The 25,247-nt window shown below is 45.6% G+C and carries 16 protein-coding genes; 11 read left to right on the forward strand and 5 right to left on the reverse strand.

Going from position 1 to position 25,247, the window contains the following annotated elements; translation table 11 throughout:
- Positions 1-2 precede the first annotated feature (2 nt).
- Entirely contained in the window at positions 3-2,417 is a 2,415-nt protein-coding gene (locus ACDJ58_RS12365; protein ID WP_413378272.1) for a family 43 glycosylhydrolase, read from the reverse strand.
- A gap of 387 nt (positions 2,418-2,804) precedes the next feature.
- Here ACDJ58_RS12365 and ACDJ58_RS12370 point away from each other — a divergent pair, with 387 nt between their 5' ends.
- The 6 genes from ACDJ58_RS12370 (at position 2,805) to ACDJ58_RS12395 (ending at position 14,077) form a co-directional block, all read left to right on the forward strand.
- Positions 2,805-6,656 (forward strand): alpha-L-arabinofuranosidase C-terminal domain-containing protein, encoded by a 3,852-nt coding sequence (locus tag ACDJ58_RS12370; RefSeq protein WP_413378274.1) that lies wholly within the window; start codon positions 2,805-2,807, stop codon positions 6,654-6,656.
- A 356-nt stretch (positions 6,657-7,012) separates the two neighbouring features.
- Positions 7,013-7,918 (forward strand): ABC transporter permease, encoded by a 906-nt coding sequence (locus tag ACDJ58_RS12375; protein ID WP_110001093.1) that lies wholly within the window; start codon positions 7,013-7,015, stop codon positions 7,916-7,918.
- Between the two features lie 15 nt (positions 7,919-7,933).
- Positions 7,934-8,824, forward strand: a complete 891-nt coding sequence (locus tag ACDJ58_RS12380; protein WP_413378277.1) for a carbohydrate ABC transporter permease — start codon at positions 7,934-7,936, stop codon at positions 8,822-8,824.
- 75 nt (positions 8,825-8,899) lie between these two features.
- Positions 8,900-10,651 (forward strand): sensor histidine kinase, encoded by a 1,752-nt coding sequence (locus ACDJ58_RS12385; protein WP_413378279.1) that lies wholly within the window; start codon positions 8,900-8,902, stop codon positions 10,649-10,651.
- 4 nt (positions 10,652-10,655) lie between these two features.
- Positions 10,656-12,314 carry a response regulator transcription factor gene (locus ACDJ58_RS12390; protein WP_413378281.1) on the forward strand — a complete coding sequence of 553 codons (1,659 nt, stop codon included), beginning with the start codon at positions 10,656-10,658 and terminating at the stop codon, positions 12,312-12,314.
- A 119-nt stretch (positions 12,315-12,433) separates the two neighbouring features.
- Positions 12,434-14,077, forward strand: a complete 1,644-nt coding sequence (locus ACDJ58_RS12395) for an extracellular solute-binding protein (protein WP_413378283.1) — start codon at positions 12,434-12,436, stop codon at positions 14,075-14,077.
- Positions 14,078-14,149: 72 nt separating this feature from the next.
- On the opposite strand, the gene ACDJ58_RS12400 is transcribed toward ACDJ58_RS12395, so the two are convergent.
- Entirely contained in the window at positions 14,150-15,760 is a 1,611-nt protein-coding gene (locus ACDJ58_RS12400) for a response regulator (RefSeq protein ID WP_413378285.1), read from the reverse strand.
- Positions 15,741-17,492 carry a sensor histidine kinase gene (locus ACDJ58_RS12405; RefSeq protein WP_413378287.1) on the reverse strand — a complete coding sequence of 584 codons (1,752 nt, stop codon included), beginning with the start codon at positions 17,490-17,492 and terminating at the stop codon, positions 15,741-15,743. The genes ACDJ58_RS12400 and ACDJ58_RS12405 overlap by 20 nt, the downstream gene beginning before the upstream one ends.
- 335 nt (positions 17,493-17,827) lie before the next feature.
- Between ACDJ58_RS12405 and ACDJ58_RS12410 the strand changes: the two genes are divergently transcribed.
- From ACDJ58_RS12410 to ACDJ58_RS12420, 3 genes are read left to right on the forward strand one after another with little or no spacing between them, the layout of a single operon-like run.
- Positions 17,828-18,751, forward strand: coding sequence for an ABC transporter permease (locus ACDJ58_RS12410; RefSeq protein ID WP_413378289.1), 924 nt, complete (start codon positions 17,828-17,830; stop codon positions 18,749-18,751).
- A gap of 40 nt (positions 18,752-18,791) precedes the next feature.
- Positions 18,792-19,688 carry a carbohydrate ABC transporter permease gene (locus ACDJ58_RS12415; protein ID WP_413379639.1) on the forward strand — a complete coding sequence of 299 codons (897 nt, stop codon included), beginning with the start codon at positions 18,792-18,794 and terminating at the stop codon, positions 19,686-19,688.
- Positions 19,689-19,727: 39 nt separating this feature from the next.
- Positions 19,728-21,341 carry an ABC transporter substrate-binding protein gene (locus ACDJ58_RS12420; RefSeq protein ID WP_413378291.1) on the forward strand — a complete coding sequence of 538 codons (1,614 nt, stop codon included), beginning with the start codon at positions 19,728-19,730 and terminating at the stop codon, positions 21,339-21,341.
- A gap of 78 nt (positions 21,342-21,419) precedes the next feature.
- Here ACDJ58_RS12420 and ACDJ58_RS12425 read toward each other — a convergent pair whose 3' ends face one another.
- Positions 21,420-21,683 (reverse strand): hypothetical protein, encoded by a 264-nt coding sequence (locus ACDJ58_RS12425; protein ID WP_413378293.1) that lies wholly within the window; start codon positions 21,681-21,683, stop codon positions 21,420-21,422.
- 233 nt (positions 21,684-21,916) lie between these two features.
- Between ACDJ58_RS12425 and ACDJ58_RS12430 the strand changes: the two genes are divergently transcribed.
- Positions 21,917-23,959 carry a catalase gene (locus ACDJ58_RS12430; protein WP_413378295.1) on the forward strand — a complete coding sequence of 681 codons (2,043 nt, stop codon included), beginning with the start codon at positions 21,917-21,919 and terminating at the stop codon, positions 23,957-23,959.
- A 118-nt stretch (positions 23,960-24,077) separates the two neighbouring features.
- Here ACDJ58_RS12430 and ACDJ58_RS12435 read toward each other — a convergent pair whose 3' ends face one another.
- Complete coding sequence (locus ACDJ58_RS12435; RefSeq protein ID WP_413378297.1) at positions 24,078-24,206, reverse strand: DUF4023 family protein; 129 nt, start codon at positions 24,204-24,206, stop codon at positions 24,078-24,080.
- 208 nt (positions 24,207-24,414) lie between these two features.
- On the opposite strand from ACDJ58_RS12435, the gene ACDJ58_RS12440 reads away from it, so the two are divergent.
- A complete protein-coding gene (locus tag ACDJ58_RS12440; protein WP_413378299.1) occupies positions 24,415-25,173 on the forward strand; it encodes a TrmB family transcriptional regulator in 759 nt (252 codons plus the stop codon).
- Positions 25,174-25,247: the final 74 nt, after the last annotated feature.

Raw genomic sequence — 25,247 nt, forward strand, 5'->3', positions numbered from 1 at the left:
GATTATGGCTTTTCTTTTGCCTGACGCTGTATTTCTGTGGAGGTTAACGCTTTATCATATACTTTTACGTTATCCATCGAGCCTTTATAGAAGGGATCGGCTGTATAACGGCTTTTGCCCAAATAAGCTTCCGTCACTTGCAGATCCTTCGGGTTAAACGTGATTTCGGTGCTGCTTGCTACGGCTTTTCCATTCACATACAGAGTGCCGGTATCTCCCTGAAGGGTAACAGCGACATGCACCCATTGATTGGAGGGCAGCGGTTCAGCAGCAATCAGACTCTGATCCCGTCCCTGATCATGAATGGTGAATTGCAGAGATCCAGTATGCTGGGCGGGAGTAAGGAACATATGTCTGGTCAGGCCATTTCCAAAGTCGAAAATTCGCTGCCAGGTTCCGCCGCCACTCCAGTTGACCCATGCACTAAAGGTGAAATCCGTCGTATCGGTAATGATTCCGGGTAGCTGGATGTAGCTGTCGGTTCCGTTAAAAGCAGCAGCTTGATTTTTGCTGCTAATAGCAGAAGTCGTCACATTAAAAGCTTGTCCATGATATTCATTTTTGCTGAAATCCTGTGCGATTTTTGCAAGTTTCTTTTGATCAAAAGTATATTCTCCAAGCAAAGGGCTAACCGCCTGCTGTGGAATGATAACGTTAAACGTTTTGGAGCTTACCGCACTACCTTTGCGGATCGTTGCGGTTAATGCCACCTTGGCATCTCCCTTACCAGTGCGAGGGCGATTCACTACTCCGGTAGCGGACAGCGCAGAGGCGTTGGAAGATTTCCACGTAATCTCTGCATCACGTGTTCCCTTGGTCGGGAGGGACAGGTTGAAGAATACGTTCCCTGTGTCGCCGATGCTCAGATCATTTTTTACCGCATTGACAATATCCTGATCCTTCAGTGCAGCCATCTGACTTCCCCAGATTGCCACGCCAGAGGAGGAGAGAGCGCTAAAGGTCAGAACCGTCTTTTGGGAGTCTGGCTCCCATTCATGCGTGAAGAAACCTTTATACACAACGTTATTCGATGTGATTTGCACCTGATTGTCTGAACCAAGACTCCATGTTCCCGTCACCGCACCACTAATCTGCCCATCTGCTGTAAACTGAACGGTCTGTGAAGATTTGATCTCGGCCGTGATTTCCTTCCCGTGATTCACCCATTTGTACTGACCAGCAATATCCTGGGTTGTCAATGGGGCAGTATCTTCTTCAGAGCCCCCATAGCGATAGGGAGAAACGACAGGCCATCCTTCCGAGTTCATATGCATCTCATGTACGCGGACTTCATGCTCTTCTCCGTGCCCTGGAAAGCGGGAATGGAAGATCAGAAATTGTTTTCCCGTTTCAGCATCATAATAAGCGGAGTTATGTCCTGGTGATACATAGCCGATACCTTGACCTGTGCCGGGGTCACCGATCTGTCTTTGAAACAGGAAGTTTCCTAGTAATTTGACGCCAAAAGGCTCGATCGAGAGGTCATCAAACAAGGGTTTGTCCTTGTCCGCCTTGACGTTGATCATATCGTTTCCTTCAGCATCGAGGAAAGGACCATCCGGTGTTTTGGAACGGGCTACGCGAATGTTATATCCCCCGTCAGCACCCAATCCGCCATAGGACAGATACAGATAATAATAGTCGGTTTCGGGACTATAGAGCATATAAGGTGCTTCAATTCGGCTGTGATTGCCTCCGGTCAGTTTATTGCCATAACCCTGATTAGGGAGAGGTTTTCCCGTCGTTTCGTCCATCTCCATAATGAAAATACCCCCGGAATAGGAACCGTATACCATCCAGAGCTTGCCGTTTTTATCGAAAAATACATCAGGGTCGACCACATTCGGATGTATGGTTGCATCGTATATAGTGCCATCCTCACTAATCTCATCCCACATGCCCGATTTGAGCAGAATACCCTGATCCTTATAAGGCCCCTCAATGTTGTCTGCCACAGCAACGCCTAACGCAGAGCGGGGAGAGTCCCCTTTGCATGCATTGTAGTACATATAAAATTTGCCATCCGCCAACTGGATGACGTCCGCTGCCCATAATGTATCGGTCTGCGCCCATTGCAGGGCTTCAGCGAATTCCTTGGTTACATTGGGCACAACAGGGTTGTCATCCGTAACTCCGGAGGCGACCGAATCCCAATTCATCAAATCTTTGGACTTTGCTACTTGAAGATGTGAACCAAAAATATAAAAGGTATCACCCACCTTAATAACGGAAGGGTCATGAACGGAAACATTCCTGAATGCTGGAACCGCATTCTCAATGGATGTGGAAACTTGCGGGTTGGAACTGATTGCCCCCGGGCTATCCGCGAATACGGAGACGGGAGCCAAAGCTGTTGTCGTAAGTAATGCAGAGCTCAGTAAAGAAATGTTAAGTATGCTTACCCAATAACGTTTCATACGTTTCCCCTTTCCCAATACCTGAAATGAAAATAACCCTATTCATTGCCGCAAACGTTATTTGGACGAACAGCCCTCCTTTTGGTTTCCATAAATTATCAAGCGCTTTCATTTGTTATATTATCAATCAATTTATATATTTGTAAACCATAAATATAATGGTAAGGGTGTCTTAATGATTGAAAAGGATATAAGTAAAAGATCGTTGTATTCTAAAGAATTCCTATGCTGCAACGGATTTTTTGTAATTTTGGGATTGAAATCTTTACTCGGAATAAGATACTATACGATTAGATCATGTGTTTATATATTTATCAATCAATTTATATTTATACGAATTAAAGAAAGCTCATCTATGATAATTTACGCTACATAGGAGGAATGAACATGACTACATATCATAATCAACTAATCGCACACTATAAGTTTGAAGATGCAGCCAACATTGGCAAGGATAGTTCAGGGAACGGGCACGTTGGAGCCGCTGCAGGAGAGAAAATACCCGATATTTCCGAAGTGAATGGCAGATGGGCGGTGACTTTTACTGGAGGATCGAACGGAACATCCTATTTGGAACTGCCTTCGAATTTGTTGCAAAATGTAAGCGACAACACTGGAGTGACTGTTACAGCATGGGTCCATTTGGGCAAGGGATCGAACGTGTGGGAGCGGATTTTCGACTTCGGCAAAGGAGAAAAGGGCCCCTATTTATTTCTGACTCGTCAGATGCGTGGCACGTTATTTGCAGGCGATGATCTGGTTGTAGACCCGGGACGCGGATTTGCCAGTGGGGAGTGGATGCATATTGCATTGTCGGTGGCAGGCAGTCAAGGCGGCACACGCAGCAGCGCGGGTCCCATTGTATATGTGAATGGAGAGAAAGTAGCGGATGGCTCTATCAGTCAGACGTCCAGTGGCAATTATGCCAAGCTGCGCAGATGGTTTGATTCGTTCGTGGATCCTACGAATTATAGCCGCAATTATATTGGACGCTCTCAGTACGCAGCAGATGTGGATTTTGCAGGTTCACTGTCCGATTTTCGGATTTATCAGGCCGCTCTGTCCATGGATGAAGTGATCGAAGTCATGTGCGAGTCCCTGACGGATGAAGAGATTGTGAAGCTGGCAGGAGATAAATATTTGTCTGCTCCAGCTCGGATTATTACCAAAGACGTGTCATTGCCTGTAGATTTGCTGGGGGGCAAGGTAAACGTTCAATGGAACTCAAGTCAGCCAGAAGTCCTGTCAGCGAATGGTGAGGTTCAACCCCTGAGCTCAGCACAGAAGATTCATTTGAATGCGCTTTTGTCCAAAGGTGGAAGTATGCTGAACAAAAGTTTTGATGTGTCCGTTGTGCCAGAACACCTGCCGCCTTATACCGTTACAATCCATGGGGACCAGCAGGTGACGGATATTAGTGAAGTGATGTACGGCCTGTTCTACGAGGATATCAACAATGCAGCAGATGGGGGAATCTATGCGGAGTTAGTTCAGAACCGTTCGTTCGAATCCTTTGCATTCGATACGTACTCGCATGACTCTGGCGAATGTGGTTGTTCGACAGGTCGGAACCGTGATCCTTTATTTTCCTGGTCCGGGGATATCGAGAAAATGATCGTGCAGCATACCGATGGAATCAACACTCATCTTAACGTGGGAGACCCGGAAGTGAACGCTTATTATGTAACAGTTCAGACGGGGGCGACCATTCGGAATCGCGGGTTCTCGGATTCCAATCAAAATTGTGCTATGTCCATCAAGAAAGGCGAGGCATATGATTTTACCGTCTGGGCCAAGGCAGTATCCGCAGGGACGATTACGATTCAGTTGCAGGACGGGAACGGTGATGCAATCAGTGATTCAGTTATGCTGCAAGTTGAGGGAGGTAACACATGGAAGAAGTACGGGATCGCCTATTCCGATACCCGTGTCCTTGTGGCCAATGCCGAATTCAGCAGTCATGCAAGTGGCAGTCATGTGTTGACTCACCCCGGTTCTCCCCATATCACCCATTCGAACGTGACCCTGACCGGAATGGAGACCGCGCTAGGGCAATTGGCACTTACCTTTGAAGGAGACATTTCCATCGACATGGTGTCGTTGACTCCGCAAGATGTATGGGGAGCCGATCCGAAAGAGCAGGGAGTATCCGCGTCAGCACATGCCAACTACACGGGTAATCCGAACTATCGACTCAGAAAAGATCTGGTTCAGGCCCTTGTCGATCTGCATCCGAAGTTTCTGCGTTTTCCGGGGGGATGTATTTCCGAAGGTTCGTTTATTTGGGACAATGTGTATGACTGGAAGGATTCGGTGGGAACGGTGGAGCTCCGCAAAGAGAACTATAACGTCTGGGGTTACATGATGACGATGGGTCTCGGGTATATGGAGTATTTCCAACTGGCAGAAGATTTGAATGCTGCTCCGGTTCCGGTTATGGCCTGTGGCGTTCTGTGCCAGGCTCGTTCGGATTACGCACACCCGGCGGGTGGCGCTTTGAGGGATTATTATATTCGAAACTTTACAGACCTGATCGATTTCGCGCTCAGCACGGATATTGAACATAACGAATGGGCTGCCATCCGAAGCAGCATGGGACATCCTGAACCATTCGATCTGCGTTATCTTGGCGTAGGCAATGAGAACTGGGGAACCGAATTTTTTGCCAACTTTGAAGTATTCAAGACGTCAATTGATGACTATATGAAACGTAATTATCCTGATCATGAGCTTCATATCATTTCGACAGTCGGCGCCCAGGCAGACGATGATGCGTACCAGCAGGGATGGAAATTCTTGAGCGGTAATCTGACCGGATCAGCTCAGGTGGCTTTTGCAGATGGCAAAGAGGTGATCGAAGAGACGGTCACTTGGTATGAGAACCAGGACAACTATATGGATACCATTGCGGATGAGCACTACTATCGCTCCAATGACTATTTGCTGAACAACGTGGATCGGTACAACTATTATGAGCGGGCTTATCATGAAGACGGCAGTATGGATTGGACAGAGACATCCAAGGTATTTGTGGGAGAATATGCATCCACGGACAAAAATACACTGGCAGGTGCGATCGCAGAAGCTGCGGTCATGACCGGATTTGAAAATAATGCGGATGTTGTTCGTCTGGCTGCCTATGCGCCGCTGTTCAACAAAGTACTGACGGATGGCACCTATCGCTGGACGCCGGATTGTATCTGGTTTGATGATGAAACGGTGTGGTACACACCGAATTACTATGTGCAGCAGCTTTTTGCCAAGTATGTGGGTGAGCAGGTGCTGGGCACTTCATTTTCAACATACAGCAAGGGGCAACCGATGGAACTCATTCCACATGGCGGAATTGAGATTGCGACAGGCAATGCCGACATTGTGGTGAAACGGATTACGGTTACATCGAATCAGGATGGCAGCGTGCTGTTTACAGAAGATTTCAGGGAGCAGACAGCTTTGAATGAGGCGTGGAATTGGATTCCGGGATCGTCGGGATACACGCTGGAGACGGGAAAAGGACTGATTTTGAAAGCCCAGGCAAGCGGCTTGAATGGGTTATATGTACTGAACGATGAATGGTCGAATTATAAAGTAGAAGTCGAGGCTCAGCGCATAGCGGGTGAGGATGGCTTCACCATCGGTGTTGGATTGACGGATATATCTTCTGATAACAAGGATGTCATCGAATACGCAATCGGATATGGTGGCAATGCAACAGGAGTCAAAGTATATAAACAAGGTGTAGAAGGCTATACACTGGGTGATTATTCTTCCAGTTCAGCGGCGGGAAATCTCCGGGCAGCCAACTATGAACCGCTGGAGAACGAGACGAATTATACGATTACGGTGAATTATGGTGGTGACACAGGGAAGAATCTGATCTGCTCTTATACCGATGGTTACACTACCAGCAGAATTCTGGATTACAAGCTTGATGCGTACAACCGGGACGTATTCCACTCCGTTACGAGAGATGAGCAGCATGTGTATGTGAAGCTGGTGAACGCAGATGGGGTGGACAAAGCAACCCAAATTCGCCTTCAGAATCTGAACGTTACCTCTGTTGCGAAATTGATAACACTTAGCGGAGATGAAGAATTGCTACATGTTCCTAATGTGAACCAGAAGAATGATGAGAAAATTGTTCCACAAGAACAAATGATACATCTGCAGGAGGATTCGGTTGTTTTGCAACTTCCTGCCTATTCGGTCAATGTACTGGTTATGGATGTTCAGAAATAATTATATAAGTTGAACCAATAATTTTCATACGAAGTCACTACGTGGTCAGAACCATCTTCCGATCGCTGTTATCCCCAGATTTTTTGAATTCCTTATTTAAAGGGGGAAATCCGGTGATAAAGGCGAACGCTTCGCTTCTCCAGATTCCTTCTGACCTCTCCGTTATCGTGTAAATGTCTAGTTCAAATTATATAGTTAATATCTCAATAATAACCTGCTTTAGTCTTAGAACCGCGATACTCGCGGTTTTTTGGCGTTCCACGAAGAGGGTCAACAAAAGATACCTAAAGTAAATAGCCTACACTATTGCCGAATCCTGACGGATTCTATAATGAATTTGAAGGAGGAGACAGCTCATGCGTTCCAACTACAAACAATTTATACGAAACGTTCCGCTTCATCTCATGATATTGCCTGGACTGATCATCATTATTGTATTCGGTTACATTCCGATGGCGGGACTCTCCATTGCCTTTCAGAATTTCTCTCCCATTGCCGGATTCAAAAATATGAACTGGGTTGGCCTGGACAATTTCAGGTATCTGTTCGATCTGCCTGGGTTCGGACAGGTCGTATGGAATACCGTATTTATCTCCGCAATGAAAATTGTGTCCGGTTTGGTCATTCCGGTACTTGTGGCCCTGCTGCTAAACGAGGTACGCAAAACAGGGTTTAAACGAACGATTCAGACGGTCATCTATATGCCGCATTTCTTTTCCTGGGTCATTTTGGCCGGTATCATTGTAGACGTATTGTCCCCTAGCACAGGAATTGTAAATATGCTGCTTAAGGCGATAGGCGTTGAACCTGTTCAATTTCTGGCCAGTAACGAATGGTTTCCTTACATACTCGTCATTACGGACCAATGGAAAGAATTCGGATTTGGCACGATTATATATTTGGCCGCACTGACAAACATTGATAAATCCCTATATGAAGCATCTGTTATGGATGGAGCAGGAAGATGGAAGCAGACCTGGCATATTACGTTGCCTGGCATTCGTCCAATCGTGATTCTGATGGTTACACTGAGTCTGGGTAACGTGCTTAACGGTGGTTTTGACCAAGTGTTCAACCTTTACAATCCGCTCGTCTATGAATCCGGAGACATTCTGGATACGATGATCTATCGGATCGGTCTGCAGGATGCGCAGTATTCGGTATCAACCGCATTGGGCCTCATTAAGTCAGTCGTTTCGTTTATCTTTATCGGGCTTGGTTATTTCCTCGCCTACCGATTAGCCAATTATCGGATTTTCTAGAAAGGAGGCAAGAACATGCATCACGCTTCGAGAGCCTATCGTTGGTTTCTGGGATTGAATTATGTCATCCTGACCCTTCTTGCCTTGATATGCCTGTTTCCTATTGTGAATATTCTGGCGATTTCGTTTAGTTCGAGTGATGCAGTCAAGGCGGGGAGTGTGACATTCTGGCCGGTGGACTTCACCTTTTCCTCGTATAAATACATCCTCGAAAATCAGCAGTTTCTAAATTCATTCGGTACAAGTCTTCTCCGTGTGGTACTCGGAGTTGCGACCAACCTGATTTTCACGATTCTTGTAGCCTATCCGCTCTCCAAAGAGGCAGCAAAGTTCCGTTCCAGAACGTTCTATGCTTGGATTTTTGTCTTTACCATGCTGTTCAGCGGAGGATTAATCCCGGGTTATCTGGTTGTTAAGGAAGTAGGTCTTTTGGATTCGATCTGGGCCCTGATATTACCGGGAGCGGTTCCTATCTTTAATGTATTGCTTATGCTGAATTTCTTCCGGGGTTTGCCAAAGGAGTTGGAAGAGGCGGCTTGGATGGATGGCGCAGGCCATTTCCGAACACTATGGAGCATTTATCTTCCCATTTCATTGCCCAGTATCGCAACCATTACACTGTTTGCCATGGTGGGACACTGGAACGCCTGGTTTGATGGCATGATCTATATGAAAAGTCCGGAAGGTTATCCGCTAGCCACGTATCTGCAATCGATGCTTCAGCAAGTGACAATGATACAGAGTGAAATGATGACCCTGGAAGATGCAACGCTATTAAGTCAGGTGTCGGATAGAACGACCCAGGCATCCCAAATCTTTTTGTCCGTAATACCCATTCTGCTCGTGTATCCGTTCCTGCAAAGGTATTTCGTTCATGGACTTGTTGTCGGTAGTGTAAAGGGATAAGATCGATGGAGGAAAACCAATGGGAGGAGCCGATTTCCGGCTCCTTTTTGCCGTTGAGGAGAGGAGTGAAGGGAAATGAGATTTGCGGTGGGCACCTGGAAAAATGCATCCATCGTCGTCAAACTGATGATTGCTTTTGTGCTCGTCATTCTGCCCCTATATGGAATCAGCATTATGATCACGCATACCAGCTCCAAGCAAATGCAGTCGGAAGTGGAGAAGGCGCATGAATCAAAGCTTTATTTTTACCACAATCATCTGCAATTCGAACTGGAGCGAATGAGTGGACTTGTTACTGAATTCTCATTCGATGAAACGATGTCCACCCTAAGTACACGAGCTGCGATTATGAGCAGATATGAGGTGACTTCCAGTCTCAATAATATCCACAACAAGCTGGGCCAGATCATGGTGACAAGTCCCTATATCAGCGATGTTGTATATTACGTTCCGGCTCTGCATAAACGGGTCAGCGCGGTGGACGGAATTCGCAATGTGGAGGATACAGAATGGAAGGATCTGCTGGCAACAATGGGGAACCTGAATGGTGAGTTGTCTTATTCGGATAACAATCTTTATTTTCTCAAAAGCAATCCGTATAACATGAATCATGAGGAACCGCCCAATTTTATATTAGGCATACGCTTGTCTGCGGAAGAACTGAAACACAGCTTGCAGCAGCTCGCGGAAACAGGGGGCAGTGATATTACACTGAGCTTCGGAGAGCAGCATAATGTGGCCATTTCTTCTTCTGATGAACCTGCATCGCCAGCACAATTACAACAGGTATTACCGGAATCATCGGTATCCATGCAAGTGACGAGATTTCAATCTGATCCATATCTGTATTATTCACTGTATGATCCCGATCACTCGTTCACGCTGACGGCCAGTATCCCTAATGATGTGCTCCAAGCTCCGCTTGAACAATACAACCTATGGCTGTGGACGTTGACGCTTATTTCAATTGTTATCATTATGATCTTCTCTTTTTCGATTTACAGGTCAATTCACAAGCCGTTATCTGTGCTCATTCGCGGGTTCAGAATGGCGGAGCAGGGCCAGACAAATATTCATATTCCGCAATCCAGACGCGATGAATTCGGTTATTTATACTCTCGTTTCAACCACATGATAGAGCGCTTACATATTTTGATTGATGAAAATTATGTTGCCCGGATTCGAACCAGCGAGGCAGAACTCAAACATTTGCAGTCCCAGATTCAGCCTCACTTTCTATATAACAGTCTGTTCAGCATCAAGCAAATGGCCGAGGTCGAGAATGTTGAATTGATTCAGGAATTCACCGACTATTTGGGTCAATATTTCAGGTATATGTCCAGGGATTCTCATTCCGAGGTATCGCTCGGTGAAGAGGTGGACCATGCCTTGGTCTATGCTTCCATTCAGAAAATCCGATTTGGCTCAAGAGTCCAACTGCAACTGGAGGAACTAAGTAGGGAGTATCGGGACATCGCCATTCCCAGAGTCATCATTCAGCCAATCGTCGAGAACGTCTTCGAACATGCCCTTGCCAAACGCAGTCAGGGAGGGATTCTGAAATTATCCTATCAAGTCGAACACCACAAATTGTCCATTCGGATAGAGGATGATGGCGATCAATTAACAGATGAAGTCTTGAGCAGCCTGCAAGAATCCTTTCAGGAATCTGCGAATCAGAGACATGGAAATGAAGAGATTACTGGACTGATGAATGTGAATCAACGTTTGCGGATCAAGTTCGGGACGGGCTTTGGCCTTTGTGCGCAACGAAGTGAGTTGGGCGGTTTATGCATGATTTTAAATATTCCATGGAGACGGGAGTAATCGTATGCAGCGGATGTTAATTGTAGATGATGAACCGGTTATTTTGGATGGACTGTATGCTTTCTTTCAAAAAGCGGATTTTCAGGATATGGAGATCATTAAGGCGTACTCTGCCTTTGAAGCAATGGAGTGGTTGAATTCCGTTAAAATTGATATCGTACTCAGCGACATCTGTATGCCTGGTATGGATGGCATGGAGCTGATCGAGAAAATTATGGATCGATGGCCACGGTGTAAAGTCCTTTTGCTGACAGGTCATAACGAATTTGATTATGCACATCAAGCGATACGTAACCCTTGTGTTGTGGATTACCTGTTAAAGACAGAGGGCATGAGTCATATCCGCGCTGCGGTAGAGCGAGCGTTAACACAAATCTCGGAGGAAAATGATTTCCGTTACCAGCATGCCTGGTTTCGCAGCAAGCTGCCCAGAGCGCTGCCGCAGCTACAAAGACAATTGCTGCTGGATCTCCTAAAACGAACAGAAAGACATGATATCGCCTCGCTTCAGGAAGAATTGGATGCGGTCCAGTTACCTTTCATGTCCAATGAGCCGTTAATCCCGGTCATCATACGGGTTGAGGAGTGGAACAACTATCAATCCCAGGCGGACCGGAGTTTAATTCGCTATGCTGTTGCCAACGTTGCGGAGGAGCTGCTTCAGGATAAGGCCAAGGTCAAAGCTATTGATCTGGATTATCAGGTGATCGCTTGCTTTGTTCAACCCAAGGTAGAGCTATCGAGCCTCCATACTGGACGGCAGGAGAAGTGGGAACAGACGCTGCGTTTCGTCTATGGAACGCTGGAGTCTGTGCAGCAATCCTGTGCGGATTGTCTGAATCTGTCCGTCTCCATTATGGTGAGCGAACAGGCGGTGGAGTGGATGGAGCTAAGTCAGGCCATTGCGCAGTTGCGCCTGTCGATCCATGAGGGCCCTGGACTTGGGATGGAGAAGCTTCTTCGGGTCAATGTGCAGCATGATTCGCCATACACCCCCAATATTTTGAATCAGCAGAGTGTTGCGACTCTTCATCTGGATCAGATCAGGCAGCGCGTTACAGCAGGAGACAGGGAGTGGATGGAGTCGTTTCACAAGTGGACAGAAGCTTCAAAAGAAGGTCTTCAGGACCCATTCTTTCGAATGAAGATCTATTCAGGCGCAGGTAATGGACTGATTGAGCTTCTTCATGAACTGGGCTTGTACGAATCAGCGATGGAGGAAATTGCGTTGTCTCGTATGCTTCATTTTGACATCCATACGCCTTGGTCTGATCTGGTAGTTTTCTATCAATCGGCATATGAATGGATCATCTCCAAAAGAAGTGTTACACGCATCCATGATCAGTCGCAGATTCTCATCACCATTCACCATTATATCAAGCACCATCTGGAGGATGACCTATCGCTAACTCGAATTGCACAGGAAGTTTCCCTCAATCCGTCATATCTATCCCGTTGGTACAAACGTATTACTGGCAAAGGCATATCCGACTATATTCATGACCGGCGCATCGAGCGCAGCAAGGAATTACTTCTCGGATCCACCTGCAAAATGCATGAAATATCCGCCAAGGTCGGATTTAGTGATCAGCATTATTTTTATCGTTTCTTCAAAAAGGCCACTGGCTGCACGCCGCAGGAATATCGGGATCAAAAAAGTTAGAAAGAGTCTGAAATGGTAAATCAAAGATACCAGATGTCAACGGGGTACACTCGAACTGATAGCGCTTTCTTTATACAATAAACTTATACCTCACGGGGGGAATAAAAAGGGGGATTCGCATGAACATGTCATTAAAGAAATTCTCACTGTTAACGTTAACCATGGTTCTGGCAACCACGATTGCAGCCTGTTCATCGGGTACGGGTAGTGCTGAGAATGAAGCCCAACCGAACACACAGCAGGATGCCGGAGGTCCGCTTACGAAATATGATCCACCTATTAAACTAACATCGACCATGAATGAAACAGGGAAAGAATCGCTCGCCGAAGGTGATACGCATGCCAATAACATTTGGACCAGAGGATATAAGGACGATCTGGGTATTGATGTCACCTACGACTGGATTGTCCCCGATGCCAATTATAACGACAAAATGAATGTCACCCTGGCTAGCGGCGATCTGCCAGATGTATTGAAAGTGAGTGCTGTGCAATTTGAACAGCTGCATGATGCGGGAATGCTGGAAGATCTGACTGAAGTCTATGATAAGTATGCATCTGACCTCGTTAAGGAATTTATGTCCGCTGAGGATGGGGCAGGTTTGAAGCCTGTAACCAAGGATGGCAAGATATACGCGATGGTCAGTTTCCCAGGCTCGCTGGATTCCTCGGATATGATCTGGATTCGCCAGGATTGGTTGAAAAAGGTCGGACTTGAAGCACCAAAATCAATGCAGGATGTTATCAAGATTGCGGAAGCTTTTACCTTTGAAGATCCGGACGGAAATGGCAAAGATGATACGTATGGTATTGCACTCAACAAGGATTTGCCAATTAATGCGTTCCTGCTCGGTTATCATGGTTATCTTGAAACCTGGATCAAGGATACTTCGGGCCAGGTTGTGAATGGTACCATTCAGCCTGAGGTGAAGGAAGGATTACGCGAATTGCAAAATCTGTATTCGAAGGGTGTACTCGACCCTGAGTTTGGCGTTAAGGATTTTACGAAGATGATGGAAGATGTGAATGCAGGCAAATCAGGCATGTTCTTCCTGCCACAATGGGCACCATTTCAGGTTAGCAGCATGATCAAGAAGGATAAGAACGTGGATTGGCTGCCTTATCCGGTTCAATCGATCGACGATCAGCCTGCCAAAACGCAGAATCACCTAAGCTTGGGTGGCATATTTGCCGTACGTAAAGGTTATGAGCACCCAGAAGCATTGATCAAACTGCTGAATTTCCAGGCAGAGAAAATGTTTGGTGAGTCGGCCAAGGAAGAGCGTGCTGCGTATTTGAACGGTTTGACCGGACTTGGTTTTCATAATGCGACCGTATCCAATCTGCCTGCCAACAAAAACGTGAAGGCACAGGATGAAGTTGAGCAGGCGCTCAAAACGGGAGATACTTCCGGATTAGAACTTGAAGCGAAGCTGTTCTACGATGATATTATGGATTACCGCAATGGAAATCTGGATAAGTGGCATATGGAACGTATTTTTGGACCGGAAAGCTCGCAGGGCGTCATTAAATATTATCGGGATAACGATCTCATTGTCATGAATGAATTTATCTACGCCCCTACGAGAACCATGAACACCAAACAGGCAACCCTGGATAAACTGCGCGCTGAGACGTTTCTGAAAATCATCTACGGCAACCTGTCTATTGACGAGTTCGATAATTTTGTTGCAAATTGGAAAAAGCTTGGTGGCGACCAGATCACTCAGGAAGTGAATGAAGTCATTAATGCGAATAAATAAGGCACAGCAAAACAGCAAATGCCACTCTGCGTACGATACGCAGGGTGGCATTTTTCATTACGGCGAGAAAGATCATCCGGTTTCATGAGAGCTTTCTTTCTGCTTCTTGCGATATTCATTGGGGCTGCAGCCCATCTCTTGCTTAAACAGTTTGGTGAAGTGAGAGTAGTTGGTATAACCGACATTTCCAGCAATGGTATGCACCGATTGTGCGGTGGTCTCCAGTAGATGCCTGGCCGCCACAAGACGGGTATGAATGACATAATGGCCCAGTGAAATTCCCATCTCTTTCTTGAACAGCCGTGCCAGATAATCCGGGTTCAGATAGACCATCTCCCCCAGATTATTCCTCGTTAAATCTTCTCCATAGTGAGTGCGTATATAATGGGTAATCTCATGTACAACCGACTTTGGCTGTTCGGCGACATTCAGATATTCGGCAGCTGTATTAACCAGGTAAGCAATATAGGATTGCATATCTTCAATAGAATGCAGAGATTGCATGAACAATTGATCATTCGTTTTGCCCATATACAGCTTGTGCACTTCGATCTCCTTACTCTTCAATTGGGCATACACAAGTTGCACCAGATCAAGACGCAACAAACTTAGAACAGCGGTACCTACCACACCTTCACGGACAAGTTGATGCATATAACGACCCGTTTCATCCAGAAACGCCTGAAAGCGGTTTTCATTCAACAATTGCTCCAGTAGTCCCAGATCAGGTGGTACGTAATTCAACTCGGGTCTATTATAGTTTTCCAGTAAAAAGGTTTGGTTGCGGTGTTTGATTCGTTCTTCATTCATCAGCAACAACTCGTTGATGGTATGGCGAATCTGACCCAGCATTAGAGAGAACCCGATACTACAGCAGGCATCCGACTTCAGGTAATTATTAACCTCCGGGATGAACGAACCGCACATGGATTCGATCAGCTGTGCATCCGGTGCTCCGTTCCATTTTAGAATAACCATCCAGTTATGATACTTGATCTCGGTAATGGCTTCAATGGAGAACAAAGTGTCCTGGAACCGTTCAACCATCACATTCAAACAAGCATAATCGAACAGGTTCTTGTCCGTCTTGCCCAGCGTATGATCATACGGAAACAGGTTAACCAGAATAGGAAGAAACAGATCTGTTGTTTCATAAGGTAGATTTTGTTCTGTCAAAAAGGCAGAGACGTCGGCAGGGCCGGAAGGAAAAGCTTTACCTGAGATCAGCCTGCGCCAGCTGTCCTCAATCAGTTTACTCCGATTTTTCTGCCACAGTTCACCTTCATGAATGGCTTTCTCAATAAACTGCTGGTCTCGAGCTTTGGCAACCGCCTTTTGAATAATAAGAGTTAACTTGTCAAACTCAATAGGTTTTAGAAAATAATCAAAGCTTTGCAGCTCAATTGCTTTCTGAGCATAGTTGAAATCGGCATAGTTGGTCAGAAATATCGTCTGTACATTATGCGATTCCTCCCGGACCCATGCGAGTAATTCCAGCCCGCTGCCCTGGGGCATCTCAATATCACATATGAGAATCTGAACGGGATGATTTTGCAAAATCTCTTTGGCCTGCGCTATATTGTAGGCTGTGAATATCGTGTTGATCCCCAAGGCCTTCCAGTCAATTTTCTTTTCCAAAGCCATAACTACAAAATAATCATCATCAACCAGCAATGCATTCATGGTTTGTCACCTCTCCCGGAGTATCTGAATTTAGTATCATTTTAGGTAAGGAAAGTGTGATTCGGGCGCCACTTGCGTCGTTTGCAAACGTAATATTCGCTTCATCTCGATATAATAATTCCAAACGTTGGATGGTATTCATAATGCCAATCCGGTTACCACCTGTTTGTTCCAGCGCTTTTCCACGCATCAGTGCGTCAAGAACATCTGGACTGAAGCCTGGACCTGTATCCGAAATCCGGATGAGCACATGATCACCATTTTCTTGTCGTTGTTCCGTCACGGATAAAGTAATACATAATTCCCGGTCCCGGGAGACCCCATATTTGACGGCATTCTCGATGAATGTCTGAATGACGAGTGGTGGCACAGCGATGCCCGTGATGACCTCTGGCTGTTCAATTCGATAGGAAAAAGCATCACGGTAACGCGACTTCTGTATGTCCAGGAACGTTCTTACATGCTCAATCTCATTCTCCAGAAGAACGAAATTCTCCCCACTTTGAAAGATATATCGGAAATATCGGGACGTAGCCATCGCCATGTTCTCAATTTCTTCGTACATTTGCATCTGTGCCATACTGTACATGCTCGTCAAACAATTCAGGAAGAAGTGGGGCTTAATCTGCAATTTCATATAATCCAAACGTATTTTTTGTTTCTCCAATTCCTGCTCATAGCGATCGATCTTGAACCGTTTAATCTGGCCTACCAGTTCTTTAAACTGTGCATTGACCTGCTCCAGTTCCATAATCCGGCTGCTCTTGAAGTCTGTCGCTTCGTCACCTTCGTTAATACGCGCCAGATTTTTGGAGAATCGCTGAATGGGAACAAGCAGATTTCTCCTGAAAAACATCATAATTGCACTTAATGTGGAGGTCACAATCAGAAAAAGCAGCATAATGAGCAGCTGAGCAACCATGATTTTCTCGAATGCGCCAAACTTGATGACCATATGCGCGCTGAATGCCGCATTGGAGAAGTCGCTGCTGACTATATTGTGAGACTGGAACAGATCGAGAAATGAATGTCTCTCTTCCGGTATGTGATCCCCGCCAGCAGGTCCGGAAAGTTGCACACCACTCTCGTCTACTAGAGAGGCATATCCGTTGGCACCCAGATTAATCTGCTGGAGAGGGGCGATCAGTTCATCTGCGGATATCAAGGCAATAAGATAACGGTTGTAGTACGGCACAATATTGATAAGATAAGAAGTGCCGTTCACGTGAATCGGTGTCCAATGGGAATAGAACTTCTCATATACACCTTTATCACGGGTCAGTGTAATGATTTGTTTTTTCACTTCTGAATAATCCGAATAGGAGATACTTATTGGCGCGCAGTTGAGGAAATATTCACTATTCTCCAAATAATAAAAGAAATTGTACGACTGCCCGTAGTTTCGCTGTAGTTCGGCGAAGAGCAGATGTAGTTTCTCGTTGGCCTTTAGGAACGGGATACTGTTCACACCATATGTATTCATGTTGTCGAGATTCTCGTCGTTCGCCAGTGTCCACCCCATGAAATGATTAATATACGCAAAATCGTGATTAATACGATTGATGTACAGATCGGCCGCATCCTGCAAGTATTGGGTGGACTGCTGTTTGACCATGGAGATGGAAGCAATGCTGATCACGAGATCCAAAATGAGCACGACAAAGGAAATGACGAACATCATGCGGATATAATGCCGGATGGGGTAGGGTTTGATAGTGTTCAGGTTTGCCATGGAACAATGCACCACTTTCTTGATTGCTTGGTTATGAATACGCTTTAATATCTCAGGAATAGTATAAAACCTTTGTTTGAAAAAAACATAAAGATTTGCATCTTTTGATTTAGAAGTCCGGATTACACACACGAAAGTCTGGATAACGATATGATTTTTGCTCGTAAGCGTCTCGGCTACTTGTAAAGTTCATAGATGGAACCACAGAAGTCCGAATAACGTCCTTAGGGGTCCGATAAACCCAATGTGAAGCGGTTTATACTGAAGCTATTCCAGAGATGACAGGTCCTACGGGAGAACAGCATCAGTATATTTACAGGAGGGAAGGAAGAACCATGAGGACCAATCCACTTTATATCGGAAGAACGTTGGAGAGAATCAGGCGAAACTGGGGTCTTTACGTTTTGCTTTTTCCAGCGGTTCTGTTGACACTTTTATTTGCCTACAAGCCGATGTACGGCGTATTAATCGCTTTTAAGGACTACAGCCCGGCGTTGGGGATCGGAGACAGCCCTTGGGCTGGATTCAAATACTTTGAGAAATTCTTTCATTCCTATCAATTTACGAATACGATACGCAATACGCTTGTGATTAGCTTGTACAGTCTGGCTACCTTTCCAATTCCGATAATGCTTGCACTACTGGTGAACCAGATGAGGTCGGGAAGGTTCAAAAGGTTATTCCAGACCGTTTCGTATATGCCTCACTTTATTTCAACGGTAGTTATGGTCGGATTGATGCTGATCCTGTTCTCGCCAAGTACAGGGCTCGTTGGCAATATGTATCAGCTGTTTGGAGCACAAGCACCGGACTTAATGGGTTCATCAGCTCTGTTCAGCAGTGTATATGTCTGGTCTGATGTGTGGCAGCATGTCGGTTGGGACAGCATTATCTATATTGCCGCGCTGTCTGCCGTAGACCCAAGCCTTTATGAAGCGGCCACGGTTGATGGGGCAAGTCGATGGCACAAGGTTCGTTATATTGATATTCCGATGCTGCTGCCGACTGCCATCACGCTGCTTATTTTGCGGGTAGGCGGATTACTCGGCGTAGGATTTGAAAAGGTGTATCTGATGCAGAACGACCTGAACATTCTCTCAAGTGAAATTCTGTCCACTTATGTATACAAAATCGGGTTGCTGAGCAGTCAATACAGCTTCTCCTCAGCAATAAACCTGTTTAATACAGTCATTAATTTCATTTTGCTTATTCTGGTCAATCAGTTGTCCAAGAAATACAGTGAAAACAGTCTATGGTAGGGGGGAGACAAACAAGATGAGCGTTATGGAACCGGCAGCAATGACCAGAACTCCCCGTACAAAACGTCGATCACGCGTTACGGTTGCAGAAGTTGTACTGTATGCCTTTGCAGTTCTTTTTCTGATTGCTATCATTTACCCAATCTATTTTATTGTCATCGCCTCGTTCAGTGATCCTTCATCTGTGGCTAACGGACAGGTGTGGCTTTTCCCCAAAGGCTTTACGCTTGAAGGGTATAGGGAACTGCTGCGACACGAAAATATCTGGATCGGATATCGAAATACCATTCTGTATACGGTAGTGGGAACACTCTTCGGGCTTGTCGTTAATATTTCGGCGGCTTATGCATTATCGAGAAAAGATCTGGTGGGGCGTAAATTTTTCTCGCTGTTCTTTATCTTTACAATGTTCTTCAGCGGGGGCTTGATCCCAACGTTCCTGACGATCCGCGACTTCCATCTATACAACACGTTCCTCGTGATGGTGCTTCCGTTCTCCGTGGTGGTTTTCGACATGATCGTCGCCCGGACATTTTTCCAGACCAGTATTCCGGGAGATCTATGGGAAGCGGCCCAGATCGATGGCTGTGGTAACCTGCGGTATTTTGTACTGATTGTATTGCCGCTGTCCAAAGCAATCATCGCAGTCCTCGGACTATGGATTGCTGTAGGGTATTGGAATTCATATTTTAACGCCCTAATTTATCTAAAAGATCCGAATCTGTATCCGCTGCAACTGATTCTGCGTAATATCCTCATCACGAATCAGATGCAGTCCGGCATGGGTACAGGAGAAGCAGCACAAGTTGCCCTGCGCCTTGCCAATTTGATGAGGTATTCCGTTATTATCATCGCTACAATTCCGATCATGTGTGTGTATCCGTTCATCCAAAAGTATTTCAATCAGGGGGTGATGATCGGCGCAGTGAAGGAATAAGGCGGGTTGAAATTCATTACGAATCAAGGGGGTTCCCAAATGGGGAAAAAGATAGGCAAGAAGTTATTCACCAAAATGAGCAGCCTGCTTCTCGCGTCGGCCATGTTGGTCAGCGTTGTTGGCTGTAGTAGTGGAAATAGTAGTGAACATGCGGAGACTACGATTTCAAGTGATTTTAATCAGGAAGGTCTGCCAATTGTCAATAAACCGGTTACACTCAAGGTACTGACGGTTCGTTGGGGGAATATGGGCGACACCTTTACACAGAACCAATGGCTCAAGGATTTGGAGAAGGATTCCAATGTGAAGATTGAGTGGCAGGTGATGTCCTCCAATGACTGGGGTGAGCAGAAATCCATTATGCTTGCCAGTGGTACGCTCCCGGACATTATCCTGGGCGACCAGGTGTTCAGCGATTCGGACATTGTAAACAACCTGAGCTATTTCCGTCCACTGGATGAGTACATTGACTCGTATATGCCCAACTTGAAGGCAGCTATGGAAGAGACGCCAGATATGAAGAAAATCAGTACGTTTCCTGATGGCAAAATCTATTCCATGCCAACAAGGCTGCCTGCCCGTCCGAAGAGCCGGAACCAGCCTGTAATCAATAAGGCGTGGCTTGATAAACTGGGGCTGAAAGCACCAACGACAACAGAAGAGCTGTATCAGGTGTTGAAAGCGTTTAAGGAAAAAGATCCGAACGGAAATGGAAAACAGGACGAAATTCCTTACACTGAAACGGGTCTGAATGTGGATTTCCTCAATCCATTCGGAATCACTGACATTAATGCCAGCAGTATGATTGTCCAGGACGGTAAACCGGTCTTCTTCCCAACGACTGACGCCTATAAAGAAGCTCTTATTTATACACACAAGCTGTATTCAGAAGGGGTGATTGATCAGGAACTGTTCACACAAGACAATACAATGACATCAGCCAAATGGCAAAATGCAGATATTCCCATCGTCGGCTTCAGCAACCAGTGGACACCCGATGCGGTATTTGGCAAGTGGAGCGATCAATACGAAGCGATTGCACCTATTGCCGGACCTGATGGCAAACGCTATCAGCCAGGGGATCCAGGCGGTATGAACCTGGCCCGTAATGAACTGCTCATTACAAGTTCATGTACTGTTCCAGAAGTAGCGGCACGCTGGGCCGATCAATTCTATTCCAGTGAAGCCAGCATCCAGAATTTCTGGGGTGCGATCGGAACTGTAATCGAGAAAAACGATGATGGCACATACACGTTGATGGACCCGCCGGCAGGCACCAGCGCCGATGCTTGGTACTGGGATCAATCCCTGCGTGATTTCGGACCCAAATATGTAAGCCCTTCCTTTGAAGAAAAAATTAAGCTTAATCCGAAGGCTGGTGACGGACTCAAGCTGCAAATCGATCAGTTGGGCAGTGCCGATGTAACGACACCTTATCCGAAGGTTATGTACAATGCTGAAGAGTTCCAGGAGCTGCCAACGCTGACAACAGATATTGACGGTTATGTAGCAACGATGCGAGCTCAGTGGGTAACCAAAGGCGGCATCGAAGACGGATGGGATGCTTATATCAAAAAGTTGAATGATATGGGACTTGAACAGTTACTGACCATCCGTAATAATGCCTTTGAACGTTATATGAACGTAAAATAGACTGGAGTTCCGTCGTATATTTCATTGAATAACAAACAGGTGCGCCTCCTTATTAAAGGAGGGCACCTGTTTGTTCGTTTATGATCTGCGTTTCAACAATAAAACGCCGCTGATGTTCGATGTTTTTTTGCTATAGACCACTTTGAAACCAATATCATTGTCCAGCAAACAGTTTAAGGCATTGATCAGCAATGCACCACGCACCAGTGTGAAGGTGCAAGGCGATGTGTTCCCAATCACACGCACACTTCTGATTCTACGTGCAGAACCGGGAACGAGCGGGTTTCTGGACCAATAGATCAATACCAAATCCGGTTGTGGAACAGCTTTTACACTAGCCATCCTCATCATCCCTTTTCTATTAGATTCTTAATAGTAAATGAAAAGGAAATGAGGAAGGTGCTAGACAAAGGACGCGATATTTAATAAATGGACAATCGCCAGCTATGCCTCATGGCACAGCTCATGTTATTCGTATTTGTAATCACACACATGATTCGGATCAAAGTATGGGTGTATCAGTCAATCATAAGTGTACTTCCAGTCCCATACATATAATGTTGGAGGTGATTGGAATGAGCAAGGAACCCATAGATGAGAACAAAAAGATAGAGCAGAGAAATACCTTTCTTCGGGATAATAACGGAAAAGAGATGTCTTCCAACGAAGGGGTTAAAATATCGGATGATAGCAACTCGCTAAAAGCTGGGGATCGGGGACCCACGCTGCTTGAAGATTTTCTGATGCGTGAGAAACTGTCGCACTTTGACCGGGAACGCATTCCGGAGAGAGTTGTGCATGCTCGGGGATATGGAGCCTACGGTGAATTTGAGTTATATGAGTCACTTGAAGAGTTAACGATGGCCCATTTTCTTCAGGATCCTGGTGTGAAAACACCGCTGTTTGTTCGTTTTTCCGAGGTTGCAGGCTCCAAAGGAGTGAACGAAACGAATCGGGATGTACGTGGGTTCTCAGTAAAATTTTATACGGATGAAGGCAACTTTGATCTGGTCGGCAACAATATTCCGATCTTTTTCATTCAGGATGGAATCAAGTTCCCGGATCTGATTCATGCGCTGAAGCCGGAACCCAATAATGAAATTCCACAGGGCTCCACTGCGCATGACACCTTCTGGGATTTCATTGCGAATAACCAGGAGTCAGCAGCTATGGTCATGTGGATTATGTCGGATCGCACGATACCGCGAAGCTTTCGAATGATGCAGGGATTTGGAGTGCATACCTTCCGGCTGGTGAACAAAGAAGGCAAATCCAGATTCGTGAAATTTCATTGGCGGCCGGTACTTGGCATGCATTCTTTTGTGTGGGATGAGGCGCAGAAGCTTGGAGGGGCGGACCCGGACTTTCATCGCAGGGACCTTTGGGAGAATATCAATGCAGGTAACTTTGCGGAGTTTGAACTTGGAATACAGGTGCTGGAGGAAGCGGATGAATTCAAGTTTGACTTTGATATTTTGGATGCAACGAAATTATGGCCTGAAGAAGACATTCCGGTACGAATCATTGGCAAAATGACGATTAACCAAAATGTTGAGAATGTATTTGCGGAAACGGAACAGTCGGCTTTCCATCCAGGCAACATTGTACGTGGCATTGATTTCAGCAATGATCCACTGCTTCAAGGCCGACTATTCTCGTATACGGATACACAATTGGCAAGGGTGGGTACGAATTATCAGGAATTGCCGATCAATCGTCCCGTATGCCCTGTACATAACAACCAGAGAGACGGCGCTTCACGGTATACCATTGATCGGGGGAGAGTCGCCTATCACGAAAACTCTCTTGCCAATAATTCTCCCTATACTGTTCCTGGTACCAAAGGGGGTTTTGTAACTTATCCTTCCACGGTGCAAGGTCTCAAGGAACGGAAAACGGCATCTAGTTTCCTGGATCATTTCTCGCAGGCACGTTTATTCTGGAACAGCATGACAGGCGTGGAGCGGAGTCATATCATTCAGGCACTCACGTTTGAGCTCGGGAAGGTAAAGGACGTTTCGATTCGTCAACAGGTTGTTGAAATGTTAGGGAATATCAGCACAGAGCTGGCTACCATTCTGGCCCGCGAGCTTGGAGTCGCTGTACCGAACGTTCACGTTCACGAATCTTCAGTAACAAAGTCCTCCCCTGCGCTAAGTATGGCTAATACCGTATTTTCTCCCAAAACGCTGCGCGTCGGGGTGATTGTCGGTAAAGGATTCGATGGTCCGAGCACACAATACATTTTAGATGAGCTTAAGGGCGCGGGACTTCGTCCAGTCATTGTTCATGAAAGACAAGGTGTGGTCCATGGAACGGGCGGTGTGGAGTTGAAAGTGGACGACAGCTTTTTGACCGGATCACCTTTGGTATATGATGGTTTGTTCATTGTTGGAGGACAGAAGGAAGATGATTATTTTCAAAAATACACCCGATCCTATGCCATTGAAACGTACAATCATTTTAAACCGATAGGAGCTACACCGACGGGGGCTCTACTGATTCAGCCAGTCGGCATTATCGGAAAACCTGGTGTCATTGTGGAGCAACAGCCAGGAACGTTTGCACAGCAATTCATTCAAGCAATGACCCAGCAACGCTTCTGGGATCGAACTTAGTCAGACTGGATGCCTTTGAACGATCAAATTACGAATAGCAAGAAAAGGATCTCCCTCCAGAGGTCCTTTTCTTGCTGAAAGAAAAAATGAGCATTATTTCTCTAACGCCATTATAAGCTTACTTGTTGGTGCTATGCTGCTTCGACGGCAGTTTATCCGTTGGTGTACCTTTACCATTGTTTTTGTTATGACGAGCTTTTTCAGCATTCTCATTCACTTTTTTTACAAACTCATGGGTGCTCTCCATGTTTAAGCATACCTCCTTCAAAAAATCAAAATGTGTAGCCTGAATCTTAATATAACCATTGGGAGGTCATTATATTTGGATGCTCCACTCTGACCGTAATATCCGTATACGACTAGGATGGAGCGTCGGTGGGATAAACTGGACATGGGAAGTTAAGGCGTCTAAACTGTATAGAACGATACAAACAAGAAGGAGCCCGAATCGAACCATGTTGCAGAAATTCGGTTTTACACAATATGAAAGTCAGGTGTATGAGGCCATATTTGCGCAGGATGCACCGCTCGATGCCACATCCATTGTTAATTACTCCAATGTACCCAAGGCTAAAATATACGAAGTGCTTAATCGGCTTATTGATAAGGGAACCGTCCTAACAACCATGCATGGGAAGAAAAAATTGTACATGGCGGTTGATCTTCAATCCATTATCCTCAAAATAAGAGCCGACTTTGAGAAGGATATTGAGGAGTTAAAGACATATAAAATCAAACGTACATTCACAGATGAACATATCTGGACATTGAAGGATGCATCATCCATTGCATCGAATATAGAACAGCTTATTGAAGAGGCGGATTCATCTATCCTTTTTCTGGCCTGGAACGAGCAAATGGAGAAATACCGGGAGCTTCTGGAGAGAAAAGAGGCAGAAGGGGTACATGTAGAGGTCCTGGCTGTAGGAGGACTGCAAACGTCTCTAACCCATAAATATTCGTTAATCCCGATGCTTGAGGACAGTAATCTTGAGCCCTCGCAGTTAATCATTGTTGACCATGGCTATCTTTTGTTTGCAGGAATCGAACATGATTCATGGAAGGCCATCAAGACAACGTCCAAACCGATTGTTAAAGCAATGACAGATTATTTCTATCATGACGTCGCTCTTACTCAAATTACCAAAAAATACGGTGACCAGCTACTTCAGGATGAAGAAATTGCACGTCTGCTGGCGCGATTAATTTATTAAACTGATGTACCAAAAGCTATTCTTTCTGAGAATAGCTTTTTTGTATTGAAATCTTCTTTTGATTAAGTTACTAT

Origin of the sequence: Paenibacillus taichungensis (assembly GCF_047302525.1) — a bacterium.
Lineage (GTDB): Bacteria > Bacillota > Bacilli > Paenibacillales > Paenibacillaceae > Paenibacillus > Paenibacillus taichungensis_B.